Origin of the sequence: Pseudomonas sp. GM49 (assembly GCF_000282355.1) — a bacterium.
In the GTDB taxonomy this organism is placed as follows: domain Bacteria; phylum Pseudomonadota; class Gammaproteobacteria; order Pseudomonadales; family Pseudomonadaceae; genus Aquipseudomonas.
Genome location: NZ_AKJL01000015.1, coordinates 1 through 14,026 on the forward strand (window position 1 = coordinate 1; position 14,026 = coordinate 14,026).

Annotated in this window: 15 protein-coding genes; 7 read left to right on the plus strand and 8 right to left on the minus strand. The window is 60.1% G+C overall.

All coding sequences use genetic code 11. The features are described from left to right. The first annotated feature begins 551 nt into the window (after positions 1–551). On the plus strand, positions 552–818 hold the full coding sequence (locus tag PMI29_RS27895) for a DUF6124 family protein (RefSeq protein ID WP_007993621.1): 267 nt from the start codon (positions 552–554) through the stop codon (positions 816–818). Positions 819–997: 179 nt separating this feature from the next. On the opposite strand, the gene PMI29_RS27890 is transcribed toward PMI29_RS27895, so the two are convergent. The 3 genes from PMI29_RS27890 to PMI29_RS27880 all read right to left on the minus strand — a co-directional run bounded on the left by PMI29_RS27890 (position 998) and on the right by PMI29_RS27880 (position 2,768). Further along, positions 998–1,594 (minus strand): superoxide dismutase, encoded by a 597-nt coding sequence (locus PMI29_RS27890; RefSeq protein WP_007986065.1) that lies wholly within the window; start codon positions 1,592–1,594, stop codon positions 998–1,000. Positions 1,595–1,757: 163 nt separating this feature from the next. Next, positions 1,758–2,360 carry a LysE/ArgO family amino acid transporter gene (locus tag PMI29_RS27885; RefSeq protein WP_007993623.1) on the minus strand — a complete coding sequence of 201 codons (603 nt, stop codon included), beginning with the start codon at positions 2,358–2,360 and terminating at the stop codon, positions 1,758–1,760. A 6-nt stretch (positions 2,361–2,366) separates the two neighbouring features. Continuing rightward, entirely contained in the window at positions 2,367–2,768 is a 402-nt protein-coding gene (locus PMI29_RS27880) for an ACT domain-containing protein (protein ID WP_007993625.1), read from the minus strand. A gap of 96 nt (positions 2,769–2,864) precedes the next feature. Between PMI29_RS27880 and PMI29_RS27875 the strand changes: the two genes are divergently transcribed. The 3 genes from PMI29_RS27875 (at position 2,865) to PMI29_RS27865 (ending at position 5,795) form a co-directional block, all read left to right on the plus strand. After that, a complete protein-coding gene (locus tag PMI29_RS27875) occupies positions 2,865–3,758 on the plus strand; it encodes a LysR family transcriptional regulator ArgP (RefSeq protein ID WP_007993627.1) in 894 nt (297 codons plus the stop codon). 54 nt (positions 3,759–3,812) lie between these two features. Continuing rightward, positions 3,813–4,805 carry an NAD-dependent epimerase/dehydratase family protein gene (locus tag PMI29_RS27870; RefSeq protein WP_007993631.1) on the plus strand — a complete coding sequence of 331 codons (993 nt, stop codon included), beginning with the start codon at positions 3,813–3,815 and terminating at the stop codon, positions 4,803–4,805. A 117-nt stretch (positions 4,806–4,922) separates the two neighbouring features. Then, positions 4,923–5,795, plus strand: a complete 873-nt coding sequence (locus PMI29_RS27865) for a hypothetical protein (protein WP_007993633.1) — start codon at positions 4,923–4,925, stop codon at positions 5,793–5,795. A gap of 160 nt (positions 5,796–5,955) precedes the next feature. Here PMI29_RS27865 and PMI29_RS27860 read toward each other — a convergent pair whose 3' ends face one another. Both PMI29_RS27860 and pobA read right to left on the minus strand, forming a co-directional pair. Then, positions 5,956–7,473 (minus strand): MDR family MFS transporter, encoded by a 1,518-nt coding sequence (locus PMI29_RS27860; RefSeq protein WP_007993635.1) that lies wholly within the window; start codon positions 7,471–7,473, stop codon positions 5,956–5,958. Between the two features lie 78 nt (positions 7,474–7,551). Then, positions 7,552–8,736 (minus strand): 4-hydroxybenzoate 3-monooxygenase, encoded by a 1,185-nt coding sequence (gene pobA, locus PMI29_RS27855; protein ID WP_177323263.1) that lies wholly within the window; start codon positions 8,734–8,736, stop codon positions 7,552–7,554. Between the two features lie 190 nt (positions 8,737–8,926). On the opposite strand from pobA, the gene PMI29_RS27850 reads away from it, so the two are divergent. Next, entirely contained in the window at positions 8,927–9,823 is an 897-nt protein-coding gene (locus PMI29_RS27850) for a helix-turn-helix domain-containing protein (RefSeq protein ID WP_007993640.1), read from the plus strand. Positions 9,824–9,832: 9 nt separating this feature from the next. On the opposite strand, the gene PMI29_RS32220 is transcribed toward PMI29_RS27850, so the two are convergent. Both PMI29_RS32220 and PMI29_RS27845 read right to left on the minus strand, forming a co-directional pair. Further along, a complete protein-coding gene (locus PMI29_RS32220) occupies positions 9,833–10,009 on the minus strand; it encodes a hypothetical protein (RefSeq protein ID WP_007993642.1) in 177 nt (58 codons plus the stop codon). A gap of 204 nt (positions 10,010–10,213) precedes the next feature. After that, positions 10,214–11,119, minus strand: coding sequence for a LysR family transcriptional regulator (locus PMI29_RS27845; protein ID WP_202948966.1), 906 nt, complete (start codon positions 11,117–11,119; stop codon positions 10,214–10,216). A 226-nt stretch (positions 11,120–11,345) separates the two neighbouring features. Here PMI29_RS27845 and PMI29_RS27840 point away from each other — a divergent pair, with 226 nt between their 5' ends. Then, a complete protein-coding gene (locus PMI29_RS27840) occupies positions 11,346–12,230 on the plus strand; it encodes an MBL fold metallo-hydrolase (RefSeq protein WP_007993646.1) in 885 nt (294 codons plus the stop codon). Between the two features lie 102 nt (positions 12,231–12,332). After that, positions 12,333–12,947 (plus strand): NAD(P)-dependent oxidoreductase, encoded by a 615-nt coding sequence (locus tag PMI29_RS27835; RefSeq protein ID WP_007993647.1) that lies wholly within the window; start codon positions 12,333–12,335, stop codon positions 12,945–12,947. Between the two features lie 130 nt (positions 12,948–13,077). Here the strand turns inward: PMI29_RS27835 and PMI29_RS27830 are convergent, their stop codons facing one another. Further along, on the minus strand, positions 13,078–13,959 hold the full coding sequence (locus PMI29_RS27830; RefSeq protein ID WP_007986091.1) for a LysR substrate-binding domain-containing protein: 882 nt from the start codon (positions 13,957–13,959) through the stop codon (positions 13,078–13,080). Between the last annotated feature and the right edge of the window lie 67 nt (positions 13,960–14,026).

Below are 14,026 nucleotides of genomic sequence, written 5' to 3' on the forward strand. Positions count from 1 at the left end.
TGAATGCCCGCGTTGTCCTGGCGTTTTTCGCGAGCAAGCTCGCTCCCACGGGGATCTTCAGTGACCAGAAGTACCGACTGAAAACCGGGGGCCCAATGTGAGCGAGCCTGCTCGCGAAGATGGCGGGACAGTCGACATTGCATTTGCAGCCACACCCCAACATATCGTTTCCACACGTCCGCGTGGGAGTGTGGCCAGGGATGCTCCGCGTTACGTTTTTGCGAGATGGCGCGGTGTAGGAAAGCGCCAGAAGTTTCCCACGCAGTTTTCAGGTTGTCCGTCGGAAGTGGGCTGAATAACCTTTGCCTGTCGCTGAAAACTCAGCGATCGGGTGTGAGAACCCGGCTACTTATGGTCATCCAGAGCCTGTGCACGCATAATCGCCGCCAGCTATTCCGCTGTCTGTAAATGCGTCATGGCAGCTGTGTGCGGGCAGACTTAGGTCTGGCCCGGGTGTCCATACCGGTTTCTCACCTCGCACATAGCTGCCACCTCTTCTTCACCGCGTGAGAAACGGCAAGTGGTGGCCCCAGCGCTAGAGGAATGGTTTTATGGACAAATTAATCCCCGATCCCCCCAGCAGCACCACCAAACCCTACAACCCCCGCACCATGTTCATGATTGTCCCCGACATGGACACTGAAAGCCTTCTTGCCCACGCCTGTGAATCACTGGCTTCAGCCAACGTCATGGCGAGTGATTTCGCCACCTTCCTGACCGGCCCTCAGCGCAACACGGCGTTGGCCATTGCGCAGATCATTATGCTGGCGGAACTGGCGGTAAATCGTGCGTTGGATAACGTCGATCCGCAGGGATAGGTATTCAGTCAGGTTGACCGCGTCATCGTTCATCGCGAGCAAGCTCGCTCCCACAGTGGTCCGGTGTAGACCGATCCAATGTGGGAGCGAGCCTGCTCGCGAAGGGGCTCTGCCGAACGTTGGAAATCCCGGGCAATAAAAAACCCGGCAAAAGCCGGGTTTTTTGACTGGCGTCGAGCTTAAGCGGTGAAGGTTTTGCCTTCGAACTGCTCAGCCACGAATTTCCAGTTGACCAGGTTCCAGAACGCTTCGACATACTTCGGACGCAGGTTGCGGTAGTCGATGTAGTAAGCGTGTTCCCAGACGTCGCAGGTCAGCAGCGGGGTGTCGCCGTTGGTCAGCGGGTTGCCGGCGCCGATGGTGCTGGCCAGGGCCAGGGAACCGTCAGCCTTCTTCACCAGCCAGCCCCAACCGGAACCGAAGGTGCCGATGGAAGTCTTGCTGAACTCTTCCTTGAACTTGTCGAACGAACCGAACGCTGCGTTGATGGCTTCAGCCAGTGCGCCGGTTGGTTGACCACCGGCGTTTGGCGCCAGGCAGTTCCAGTAGAAAGTGTGGTTCCAGACCTGTGCGGCGTTGTTGAAGATACCGCCCGAGGAAGTCTTGACGATTTCTTCCAGGGTCTTGCCTTCGAACTCGGTGCCTGGCACCAGGTTGTTCAGGTTCACGACATAAGTGTTGTGGTGCTTGTCGTGGTGGTATTCCAGGGTTTCCTTGGAAATGTGCGGCTGCAGGGCATCGTGTGCGTACGGCAGCGGCGGCAATTCGAAAGCCATGATGATTCTCCTAATCAGGTCAGTTGCGGTGAGCGCAAGGCCGATCACGGGCGGCCAGACAAGCGCCGGGGAGTTTGTACTCTTTGCGGCGCAGGGAGTCGGATCATAGCACCGGGGGGACGGCATAACCACGCAACAACTGTGTGGAATAGAGGTTCGCGAATCAGATGGCTACGATTAACTGCAGCGCTACGGCAAACATCATCACCGCCACCAACAGATCGAGAATTCGCCAGGTACTGGGGCGGGCGAGCCACGGTGCCAGCCATGCCGCACCGAGCGCCAGGGTGAAGAACCAAAGCAGCGAGGCACTGGCCGCGCCTACTACATAAGCGCCGGGCTCGGTTTGTTGTGCGCCGAGGGAGCCGATCAGCAAAACGGTGTCCAGATAGACGTGCGGGTTGAGCAGCGTCACCGCCAACGCACTGAACATGACTGCCCGCAGTGAGCGCACGGTCTGGCTTTCGCCCTCTTGCAGGCTCTGTGTCGAAAAGGCCCGACGCAGCGCCTGGCTGCCGTACCACAACAGAAACGCTGCGCCGCCCCAGCGGGCAATCGCCAACAGCGTCGGATTTTGTGCCAGTACGGTCGCCAGGCCGAACACTCCGGCGGCCACCAACAGGGCATCGCAGGCCACACACAGGGCCGCCACCGGCAGGTGATGCTCACGCCGCAGGCTTTGCGCCAGGACAAACGCATTCTGGGTCCCGATCGCCATGATCAGGCCGAAGGCCACGAGCAGCCCGTTCACATAACTTTGCCACATGATTTTTTACTCCGCGTTGGCTGCCAGATCCCGCAGCACTTGCAGGGCACGGTCGGCGTCGGCCTGGCCGACAAACAAATGGTCGTGGTAGTAGCCGGCAATCACGTTGCAGCTGATTCCTGCCTGGCCAAGTGCCGTGGCGAACGCGGCGGTCAGGCCGACTGCTTCGAGGGCCGAATGCACGTTCAAGGTGATCCAGGCGGCGACGTAGTCGAAGCTGAATCCGGCCTTTTCGGCGTGGCAGCGTTCGAGAATCACGGTCAGGCCTTCCTGTTCGCGGAAGCTGCCGACAATCTCCAGATCCCTGGGCAACTTGCCGTCGCGCAGGGTGCAGAACACGTATTCGCCGGCATTGAGTTGCGGGCTCATGCTGCGCAGCAGTGTTGCCAATGAAGTTTCGCCAGCCATGTGGGTGATCCTTGTTCAAGAGTTCTTGCTGGTCATTGTCCTTGTGAAGGTTGTATAAGAAAAACAAATCTTGCTGATCGCTCATTAGGAAAACTGATGTTCGACTATAAATTGCTTTCTGCTCTCGCGGCCGTGGTCGAACAGGCCGGTTTTGAACGGGCGGCCCAGGTGCTGGGGCTGTCGCAATCGGCGATTTCCCAGCGCATCAAGCTGCTGGAAGCGCGGGTTGGCCAGCCGGTGCTGGTGCGGGCCACGCCGCCAACGCCGACGGAAATCGGTCGGCGGCTGCTCAACCATGTGCAGCAGGTGCGCTTGCTTGAACGGGATTTGCAAAGCCTGGTGCCGGCGCTGGATGAAGAGGGCCTGCCCGAACGCCTGCGGATCGCCCTGAACGCTGACAGCCTGGCCACGTGGTGGGCGCAGGCCGTGGGGGCGTTTTGCGCGGAACAACATTTGTTGATGGATCTGGTGGTCGAGGACCAGACCGTCGGCCTCAAGCGCATGCGCGCCGGTGAGGTGGCGGCCTGCGTCTGTGCCAGCGAGCGTCCGGTGGCGGGTGCGCGCAGCGTATTGCTGGGGGCTATGCGTTACCGTGCACTGGCCAGCCCGGCCTTTATTGCCCGGCATTTTCCGCGAGGCGTACGCGCCGATCAGTTGGCCCGTACCCCGGCGCTGGTGTTTGGCCCGGACGATTTCCTGCAGCATCGGTATCTTGCGTCCCTCGGCGTCGAGGGTGGTTTCGAACACCATTTATGCCCGTCCTCCGAAGGTTTCATTCGGCTGACGGAAGCCGGGCTCGGCTGGGGCCTGGTCCCGGAACTGCAGGTGCGCGAGCAACTGGAAAGGGGCGTCTTGCAGGAGTTGCTGCCAGATAAGCCGATCGATGTGCCGCTGTACTGGCATCATTGGCGTAATGGCGGCCAGTTGCTGGGGCTGCTCACCGATCAATTGGTCAGCGCATCGAAGCAATGGCTGGTGCCCTTGGACTGACGCGCAGCGTCAAGACCTCACGTAATACGCAAAACGAAATATTCGGAGCAATTCATGAAGATTCTGGTTACCGGCGCAAGCGGCTTCATTGGCGGGCGCTTTGCGCGTTTTGCCCTGGAGCAGGGCCTGGACGTGCGGGTCAACGGTCGCCGGGCCGAGAGTGTGGAGCATCTGGTACGCCGCGGTGCCGAGTTCATCCGGGGTGACTTGAGCGACCCGGAACTGGCGCGCGAACTGTGTTCGGACGTCGAGGCCGTGGTGCATTGCGCCGGCGCTGTCGGTTTATGGGGACGTTATCAGGACTTCCATCAGGGCAACGTCCAGGTCACCGAGAACGTGGTCGAAGCCTGCCTGAAGCAACGGGTTCGGCGGCTGGTGCATTTGTCGTCGCCGTCGATCTACTTCGATGGTCGCGATCACCAGGGCCTGACCGAAGAGCAGGTGCCCAAGCGCTTCAAGCACCCTTACGCCGCCACCAAGTACCTGGCCGAACAAAAAGTCTTCGGCGCCCAGGAGTTCGGCCTCGAAACCCTGGCCCTGCGTCCGCGTTTCGTCACCGGGGCCGGCGACATGAGCATCTTCCCGCGCCTGTTGAACATGCAGCGCAAGCGGCGCCTGGCAATCATCGGCAACGGTCTGAACAAAGTTGATTTCACCAGCGTGCAAAACCTCAACGAAGCGTTGCTCAGCAGTTTGCTAGCCAGCGGTTCTGCGTTGGGCAAGGCTTACAACATCAGCAACGGCGCGCCGGTTCCCCTGTGGGACGTGGTCAATTACGTCATGCGCAACATGGAAGTCCCACAGGTTACCCGCTACCGTTCCTACGGCCTGGCCTACAGCGTGGCGGCGCTCAACGAGGGTGTGTGCAAGTTGTGGCCGGGGCGTCCCGAACCGACGCTGTCGCGTCTGGGCATGCAGGTCATGAACAAAAATTTCACCCTGGACATCAGCCGCGCCCGGCATTATCTGGATTACGATCCCAAGGTCAGCCTCTGGACGGCGCTCGATGAATTCTGTGGCTGGTGGAAGGCCCAGGCTAATCGCTGACGCTCGAACAACGACCCCTGACTGAACCGGAAACGGGGCTTCGGGGTCAATGGTTACGGCTGTGGGGTTTATACTGCGCGGCAGAAAGCCATTATGTGATTCACTAAGGTTGACTCAATGTCCATGCGAAACGATGCCAACGACGACTTCGACGATGTACCGAGCCTGCGTGCAGACGTTCTCGACGACGATTTTCCGCCCACTGCCCGCACGGTCGTGCATTCGCGCCCGGCGCCGGTGGTGAAGGTCAAGGCGGCGAGCACCGGCCCCCTTTGGGCGTTGGTCGGGGCACTGGTCATTGCGTTCGCGGTCCTGGCCTGGTGGAGCTTCCAGCAGATTTCCCTGATGGAACAGCAATTGGTGGCGACCCAGGAAAGTTTCGCGCGTATCAGTGAGGAAGCGGCGGGGCGCTTGCAGGATATTTCCGGAAAAGTTGTCGCCAGTCAGACCAACGTCACCACCGACAGCGAGGCCTTGAAGCTGCAAATCCGCCAGCTGGAAAACAAACTCCAGGACCAGAGCGCCCAGCAGCAAGGTGTTGCCGGCCAGGCCTCGGACCTGGATAAGCGCCTGGCACAAATGACCGCGCAAACCACCGAACTGGACAAACGCCTGACGCAGCTGGCTGCCCGGGACACTGAACATCAGGCAGCCAATACGCAGTTGCAGGCTCAGGTCAAAACCTTGAACGGTGAATTGGCCGCCCTGAAAAATACCCCGTCCGACGCCGAAAAACTCGATGCACAGCTGAAAAGCCTGGGCGCCGATATCGTCGCGCTGAAGAAGCAAGGCAACCCGAGCGCCGCCATCGAGCGTCTTGAGCAAGACATGATCGTGCTCAAGAGCCAGCAGGACAACCGTCCGGCCGCCGCACAGGGCTCGACCAACACTGCCGAGTTCGATGCGTTCCGCAGCCAGGTCACCCGCAACATCAACACCCTTCAGGCGCAGATCCAGAACTTGCAGCAGCAACTGCGCACCCGGCAGTAATACGAGCACTTGTGGCGAGGGAGCAAGTTCCCTCGCCACACAAGGCCATATCGCGAGCAGGCGCGCTCCCACATTGGATCTCCAGTGATTGCAGTGTTGTGTACACCAGAGATCACATGTGGGAGCGGGCTTGCTCGCGATTGCAGGCAACACGGTCTGTCTATCGAACCTTGTCCTCGCGCCCGCGCAACAACATGTTCGGCATGGCAATCGCCGCCGCCAGCCCCAGCAACGACACCACCGCACTGACCGTCAGCAAGTGCCGGAACGTCAGCAACAACTCGGCACGCAAGGCGTTCTGTGCATCACCCGGTGCGGCGTTCAAGCCGTCCAGCAACACATTCCCCGAACGGCCTTCGGCAATCAGCGACGAGCCGGCCAGGTGCGCGAAGCTTGAATCCTGCAACAGCGCCAGCAGCAGCGCCGACATCAACGCGACGCCGACCGCACCACCCAGCGAACGGAACAGATTGGTGGTGCTGGTGGCCACGCCGATGTCCCGTTGCTCCACCGAGTTCTGCGTGCCCACCAATGACGTCGGGAACTGCATGCCGGAGGAAATCCCGCAAAGCAACATGAACAGGCTGCTCACGACGAATGCCTGCGGCGGGCTGAACGCCATGCCAAGAATCGCAATGGGCATCAGCGCGGCGCCGGTGAGGATCATCGGTTTGTAGCGTCCGGTCACGGAGGTACGGCGGCCGGCGAAATACGCGCCAATCGGCAAGCCCATGGCCAGCGGCAGCAGGTGCAGGGCGGCGCTGTCGGCACCGGCGCCGGTCACGCTCTGGAAGCGCAACGGCATCAATACAATCAGCGAGATGGCCTGGAAACTGGTGAAGAAAATCGTGCACCAGCACAGGATCGCATTGCGGTTGGCGAACAGATGCATGGGCAGCAACGGCTCCCGTGCCCGCCGCTCGTGGGCGACGAACAGCCCCAGCACGAGTACCGCACTCGCCAGCAGCGCCAGCACTTCGGAACTGCGCCACGAATGGCCCTGACCGATCTGCGTGATGCCCAGCAACAACGCCGTCAGCCCGATGATCATCAGCACGGTGCCCAGGTAATCGATGATCGGTTTGCGTTGCGGAATCGGCAGGCCCACCAGCGTGCGACAGGCCACCAGCCAGGCACCCAGGCCCAGCGGCAGGTTGATCAAAAATACCCAGCGCCAGGACAGGTATTCGGTCATGTAGCCGCCGAGCACCGGGCCGGCCACGCTGGCCACGGCGTACATGCTGCTGAAATAGCCCTGATAACGACCGCGTTCCCGGGGCGGCACGATGTCACCGATGATCGCCTGGCTCACCGAGATCATTCCGCCGGCTCCGATGCCCTGGAAGATCCGCGCCAAGACCAGTTGCTCCATGCTCTGGGCCATGCCGCAGAACACCGACGCCAGGGTGAACAGGCCCATGCCGAACAGCATCAGCTTGCGCCGCCCGTACAGGTCGCCCAGTTTGCCGTAGATCGGCACTGCCACGGTCATGGCCACCATGTAGCCGGAAATCACCCAGGCCAGCAGGCTGACGTCCTTGAATTGCGCGGAGATGGCCGGCATCGAAACGGCGACGATGGTCTGGTCCAGTGCCCCGAGAAAGATCGCCAGCATCAGCGCGATCAGCACGCTGCGGATGGCGGGTTTGGGCGTTTCAGGCTGGTGGAGATTGGTCACGGGAAAACCTGTGGGCAGTGATTGACCCGCAAGCAGCAAGGCGAGCGGTAGTGCTCGCCAGTGTAAGTCGGTAGGAAGCTATTCGATAGCCTCGTAAGGAAGCCCGACATAGTTTTCTGCAATGGTTTTACGACCTGCTTCGGAACCGACAAAATACTCCAGCTCCGATTCGGCAATGCGCTGGCTGAACGCATCATGCTCCTCGAAACGGTGCAGCATCGAGGTCATCCACCAGGAAAACCGCTCGGCCTTCCACACCCGGCGCAGGCAGATTTCCGAGTATTTCTCCAGCAAATCAAGGCGATCTTCGCGGTAAACCTTGAGCAGAATGTTGAACAACGTACTCACATCACTGGCCGCCAGGTTCAGGCCCTTGGCGCCGGTGGGCGGGACGATGTGCGCGGCATCGCCGACCAGGAACAGGCGGCCGTACTGCATCGGTTCGACCACGAAGCTGCGCAGCGGCGCGATGCTTTTTTCGATGGACGGCCCCGTTACCAGGTTGTCCGCCAACGCTTGCGGCAATCGCAATTTGAGTTCGTCCCAGAAGCGTTGATCCGACCAGTTATCGACATGATCGCTGGTGGGCACTTGCAGGTAATAACGGGTGCGTGTCGGCGAGCGCATGCTGCACAGGGCAAAACCGCGTTCATGGCGGGCGTAGACCAGTTCTTCGTGGACCGGCGGGGTATCGGCCAGAATTCCGATCCAGCCGAAGGGATAGATTCGTTCGAAGGTTTTCAGGCTTTCGGCGGGAATCGATTGCCGCGCCACGCCATGGAAGCCGTCGCAACCGGCGATGTAGTCGCAATCGAGTCGCCAGGTTTCGCCGTCCTTCTCAAAAGTGACAAACGCTTCATCGGTTTTCAGGCCGTGGGGGACGACGTTGTCTGCTTGATAAATCGTCTGCGCGCCGGCCTCCCGACGAGCGGCCATCAGGTCGCGGGTGACCTCGGTCTGGCCGTAGATCATCACCGTTTTGCCTCCCGTCAGGGCGTGCAGGTCGATGTGTACCCGGCGCCCGTCGAGAGCCAGTTCGAAACCGTCATGGACCAGTCCCTCGGCGTCCATGCGCTGACTCACGCCGGCCTGGCGCAACAGCTCTACCATGCCTTGTTCAAGCACGCCGGCGCGGATTCGGCCGAGTACATAGTCCGGGGTCTGGCGTTCTAGAATGAGGGTGTCGATGCCGGCGTTGTGCAGCAACTGGCCGAGCAACAAGCCTGAAGGGCCGGCACCAATGATGGCGACCTGGGTTTTCAGCGTTTTCATTGTTTTTATGACTCGCAAGCTTCACGCGACCAGAGCCGGTGAGTGATTTTTATGGATCGAGTGCTTGCATTTTTCCCTTGCGGGTCTGTCAATTGAAGGTGAAAACTGAGCGGATAGCTGTACATTCTGCCAATCGGTGCGATTATCGCCCGTCATCTATTCCGAGGCCTGGATTGAAGTGATGAACAAGCCTGACCTGCCTTCGATTCCGGTGTTCAAGCTCTACGGTGAAAGCCTGGATTGGCCGACCCCGGACTTGCTGCACTGTGAAACCATTTCCAAACGCAGTCGCGAACATCATTGGGAAATCAAACCCCACCGCCACGCGGACTTGTGCCAGTTGCTCTTCGTATTCAAAGGTCAGGCAGAGCTTGAAATCGAAGGCAAACGTACGCAGCTGGTGGAACCGGCGATCCAGATCCTGCCACCGTTGTCGGTGCACGGCTTTCGCTTTTCCGAGGACGTGGAAGGGTTTGTCGTGACCCTGGCCGCGCCGCTGATTGCCCACCTGCAGATGCAGTTGGGGCAATCGGTCAATGCCCTGGCCCAGGCCGAAAGTTACCCGGCAGACAAGGATGCCGAGTATCTCCACAGCCTGTTCAGCGCCTTGCAGAACGAATACACCAGCCATCAACCGGCGCGGGAAATGCTCATGCATTCGCTGGTCAGTGTGATCGTGGTGTGGGTCAGCCGCCAGGTGATCCAGCGTCGCACCGCCATGGCGCGACCGCAGCGGGCCCGGGAATACCTCAACGGCTTTATTCAACTGGTGGAAGAGACCTATCGCCAGCACGTCAAGGTCGAGGACCTGGCGCACCGGCTGGGGATTTCCGTGTCCCACCTCAACGGCACCTGCCGCGAGCTGGCGGGGCAACCGGCGTTGCAGATCATGCACGAACGGCAATTGCTGGAGGCCAAGCGCTTGCTGACCTACACCAGCATGACCATTTATGAAATGTCCGACGTGTTGGGGTTTTCCGATCCGACCAACTTCACGCGCCTGTTCCGGCGTCGTGTGGGGATTTCGCCCAAGGCGTTCCGCGATCGCTTGAAGGCCGATCAGGACAACGAAGCCTGACCCCCTTCGTTACTGAAGGGCGTTGAGGGTGGCGTTGTGGGGAATGCAGCGCTCGAAGTTGCAGCTCGCGTATTCACGGGGCAGATTGCGCAGTTGCTCGACACGCCAGGCGGCAGCGCCATACAACCCGAGCGTGACCGCGCAGGTGATGAAAATCGCGAGGTATCTTCTTGTTCTGATGTTCATGGCGTTGACCTCTGAACGAATACCTTTCGGTATTACTTTGAGCATAGGTCAGCGCCGGTGGGTTGCCAGCCATGACGCGGTATTCAGAACACTGATGCCCCCCTGTAGGAGCGAGCCTGCTCGCGATAGCAATCGTTCATTGACGAAAATGTTGACTGATCCACCGCTATCGCGAGCAGGCTCGCTCCTACAGGTTTGATCGGGTTACAGGCCGATATCCCACGCCGGTTCTTCCGGAAATCTCAGTACCAGAAAATCCAGCAGGCTGCGCAATGCCGCCGGCATGTGCTTGCGTGAGGCATACACCGCATACACGTTCATTTGCCGGGGTTCAGCCGCCGGCAGCAGGCGAATCAATTCGCCGCTGTGGATGTGCACGCCGGCCTGGTAGGTGGGCAGCATCGCGACCCCGGCGCCGGCGATCGTTGCGCGTAACAGCGTGCTGGCCTCGTTGGCGCTGATGTTGCCCTGCACCGGCACGGAAACCTGTTCGCCATCCTGCTCGAAATGCCAGAGGCTTTTGCCGAAGTAGGAATGGGTCAGGCAATTGTGCAGGCTCAGATCCTCGACCCGTTGCGGCGCCGGGTGCTCGCGCAAGTAGGCAGGGGAAGCGCAGATCACCGAGCGGCAAACCGTCAGGCGGCGGGCGATCAGGTTCGGGTCCAGGTCATTGCTGGTGCGAATCGCCAGGTCGATACGCTCATCCACCAGGTTCACGGTGCGGTCGAGCATCTGCATGTCGACGCTGACGCCGGGGTAACGTTTGACGTAAGCCGCCATGGCATCGGCCAGTTGCGCCTGGCCGAACGAGGTGCTGACGCTGATCCGCAGCAGGCCGCGCGGTGCTGCGTCCGGCTCGCTGACGGCGGCTTGCATGTCGCTGGACAAGTCGAGCATTTGCCGGCAGCGGGGCAGGATCTCGTTACCGGCGGCGGTCAGGCTCAATTTGCGTGTGGTGCGATGCATCAGGCGCGCGCCGACCCAGTCTTCCAGTTCCGCCAGATACCGCGACACCACCGGCCGTGACAACTCCAGATGATCGGCAGCGGCCGACTGGCTGCCGAGGTCGACGACCGTGACGAACACACGCATTGCTTGAAGACGATCCATGATTTGCCCGCTTTCAGAAACAAACTATGTTCAAGCATCGCATTTTTTGTACCGAGTCAGGCAACTAAGCTCTGTTCCTCTGTAGGAGCGAGCTTGCTCGCGATTGATTCAAATACACCGCGTATCCCCGATAAGTACGCGTCATCGTTTGCGACCATCGCGAGCAAGCTCGCTCCTACAAAAAAGGGCATTGGCCAAGCACGGCATTCGAACAACGGAGCAACAAATGATCGGTTTCACCACCCTCAAGCGCGTATTACTGGCAAGCGCCGCCCTCGGTTTCGCCGCCCATGCAACCGCATCGACCCTGACGCTGGATGTATACAACCCCGGCGAAAAAGCCATCTTCCCGGTGACTTCGGTGCTGGTCAGCGGCGAAAAAGAAGCGATCCTGGTGGATGCGCAATTCGGCAAGTCCCAAGCCGAGCAGGTGGTGGAAAAAATCCGCGCCAGCGGCAAGCAGCTGACCACCATCTACATCAGCCACGGTGACCCGGATTACTACTTCGGCCTCGATACCCTGACGGCCGCGTTCCCCAAGGCCAAGGTCCTCGCCTCGCAGCCGACCGTTGACCACATCAAGCAAACCGTCGACGGCAAACTGGCGTTCTGGGGCCCGAAAATGGGTGCCGATGTGCCGGCCAAAACCATCGTGCCTAACGTGCTCAAGGGCGACAGCCTGATGCTCGAAGGGCAGAAGTTGCAGGTGCTTGGTCTTGAAGGCCCACAGCCGGATCGCAGCTTTGTGTGGATTCCGTCGATCAAGGCGGTGGTCGGCGGTGTCGTGGTGGCGCAAAACATCCACGTGTGGATGGCTGACACGCAAACTCCGCAGTCCCATGCCGATTGGCTGACTACGCTGCATTCCATTGAAACCCTGAAACCGAAGACTGTCGTGCCGGGGCATTACCTCGGCGACGGCAACCATGCCCTCGCCTCGGTGCAGTTCACAGCCGATTACATCAAGGCTTTCGACGAAGAAACCGCCAAGGCCAAGGACTCTTCCGCACTGATCGCCGCGATGAAAAAACGCTTCCCGACCCTGGGTGACGAAAGCTCCCTGGAGCTGAGCGCCAAAGTCGCCAAGGGCGAAATGAAGTGGGGTGAATGAATTTAAGGGGTAATGGGGATTCCTGTGGCGAGGGGGCAAGCTCCCTCGCCACAAAGGCTCCAATGCAACATACCGATATTTTCAAGCCAACTGGAGAACGTCATGAGCAAAATCGCAATCATCGGTGCCACCGGTCGTGCCGGTAGCCAACTGCTGGAAGAAGCCCTACGTCGTGGTCACAGCGTTACCGCCATTGCCCGTGACACGGCGAAAATCGGCCAGTGTGCCGGTGTGGTCAGCAAGAACGTCGACGCCCTCGACGCCGCTGCACTGCAAGCTGCCGTCAAGGGGCATGACGTGGTAATCAGCGCGGCGCATTTCACCACGCTACCGGCCAGCGCGGTCGTCGGGCCGGTGAAAGGGGCCGAGGTAAAACGCTTGCTGGTAGTGGGCGGGGCCGGTTCGCTGTTGTTGCCAGACGGAACGCGGGTGATCGACAGCAAAGGTTTTCCGGACGCGTACAAGGCCGAAGCCGGCGCCGGTGCCGAGTTCCTGGGGAGCCTGCAGCAGGAAAAGGATCTGGACTGGACCTTCCTGTCGCCATCGGCCGAATTTGTCGAGGGCGAACGCAGCGGGAAATTCCGCACCGGCCAGGATGATTTGCTGGTGAGCAGCGAAGGGCGTAGCTGGATCACATTCGCCGATTATGCGATTGCGATGCTCGACGAAGTGGAAGCGCCGAAGCATTCGCGGCAGCGCTTTACAGTCGGGTATTGAGTTCACTGATCACTTGTGGGAGCGAGCTTGCTCGCGATAGCGGTTGATCATCCGGCATTGATGTCGACTGACCCGACGCCATCGCGAGCAAGCTCGCTCCCACAGGGTTACATGCCAGGCCTTTCAGAGTTCAGCGGCTCTGCGCCTGCTCCACCAACCAGCCCATCAACTCGCGCAACTTCGGTGAAGGTCCGGGTTTTTCGGGGAAAACCAGGTAATACGCCAGTCCCGTTGTTACCTTCAATTCGAATGGCATGACCAGCCGCCCGGCATTCAGGTCATCGCCGATCAGCGACCAATCGCCAATCGCCACCCCTGTTCCCTGGGACGCCATCGACATCGCCAGGTCCAGGGTTTCGAAATGCTGGCCCTTACCGACATTGGTCAAATGCACATCCGCGGCTTTCAGCCAGGCCTTCCAGTCCCGCTCGTCGCGGGTCGGGTGCAGTAGCAGGTGTTGTTGCAGATCGGCCGGTATCTGCAGGGGCATGGGGCCTTCGAGCATCGGTCTGGAACACACCGGCGTGAGTTGTTCGTCGAAGAGTTTTTGCGACATCAATGAATTGTCCGGCGGTGCGCCGTACATCACCGCCGCATCGAACTGTTCGAGATGAAAATCCACGCCGTGCTTGACCGTGGTGGTTAGTTCCACCGGCACGTCCGGGCGTTCCTTTTGCCATTGCAACAGACGCGGCAGCAGCCAGCGCATGACGCAGGTCGGTGCCTTGAGTTGCAGGGTTTCGCGCTTCTCGCCGATCTGCTCAACCGCTTCGTCGATCAGGCCGAAAATCTGCTGGACCCGTGGCAGCCATTCCCGTCCCTCGGCTGTCAGGTCCAGGCCTCGGGCCTGGCGGATGAACAACTCATAACCCAGATGGTCTTCCAGCCCGGCGATCTGCCGACTCACCGCGCCCTGGGTGATGTGCAGTTGTTCGGCGGCCCGGGTGAAATTGCAGCACTGCGCGGTAATCAGAAAAGTGTGCAGTGCCGGCAGGGGGGGCAGTCGTTTCATTGGGATCCAAGGTATGACGTGAGGACATGGCTAGTATGACTTTTTATCCATTGTTGCGGCTACGTGT

Excerpts from the sequence above, each read along its gene's own strand:
- PMI29_RS27895 (WP_007993621.1), top strand. The coding sequence starts at position 552 with ATGGACAAATTAATCCCCGATCCCCCCAGCAGCACCACCAAACCCTAC.
- PMI29_RS27890 (WP_007986065.1), bottom strand. The coding sequence starts at position 1,594 with ATGGCTTTCGAATTGCCGCCGCTGCCGTACGCACACGATGCCCTGCAG.
- PMI29_RS27885 (WP_007993623.1), bottom strand. The coding sequence starts at position 2,360 with ATGTGGCAAAGTTATGTGAACGGGCTGCTCGTGGCCTTCGGCCTGATC.
- PMI29_RS27880 (WP_007993625.1), bottom strand. The coding sequence starts at position 2,768 with ATGGCTGGCGAAACTTCATTGGCAACACTGCTGCGCAGCATGAGCCCG.
- PMI29_RS27875 (WP_007993627.1), top strand. The coding sequence starts at position 2,865 with ATGTTCGACTATAAATTGCTTTCTGCTCTCGCGGCCGTGGTCGAACAG.
- PMI29_RS27870 (WP_007993631.1), top strand. The coding sequence starts at position 3,813 with ATGAAGATTCTGGTTACCGGCGCAAGCGGCTTCATTGGCGGGCGCTTT.
- PMI29_RS27865 (WP_007993633.1), top strand. The coding sequence starts at position 4,923 with ATGTCCATGCGAAACGATGCCAACGACGACTTCGACGATGTACCGAGC.
- PMI29_RS27850 (WP_007993640.1), top strand. The coding sequence starts at position 8,927 with ATGAACAAGCCTGACCTGCCTTCGATTCCGGTGTTCAAGCTCTACGGT.
- PMI29_RS32220 (WP_007993642.1), bottom strand. The coding sequence starts at position 10,009 with ATGAACATCAGAACAAGAAGATACCTCGCGATTTTCATCACCTGCGCG.
- PMI29_RS27845 (WP_202948966.1), bottom strand. The coding sequence starts at position 11,119 with ATGGATCGTCTTCAAGCAATGCGTGTGTTCGTCACGGTCGTCGACCTC.
- PMI29_RS27840 (WP_007993646.1), top strand. The coding sequence starts at position 11,346 with ATGATCGGTTTCACCACCCTCAAGCGCGTATTACTGGCAAGCGCCGCC.
- PMI29_RS27835 (WP_007993647.1), top strand. The coding sequence starts at position 12,333 with ATGAGCAAAATCGCAATCATCGGTGCCACCGGTCGTGCCGGTAGCCAA.
- PMI29_RS27830 (WP_007986091.1), bottom strand. The coding sequence starts at position 13,959 with ATGAAACGACTGCCCCCCCTGCCGGCACTGCACACTTTTCTGATTACC.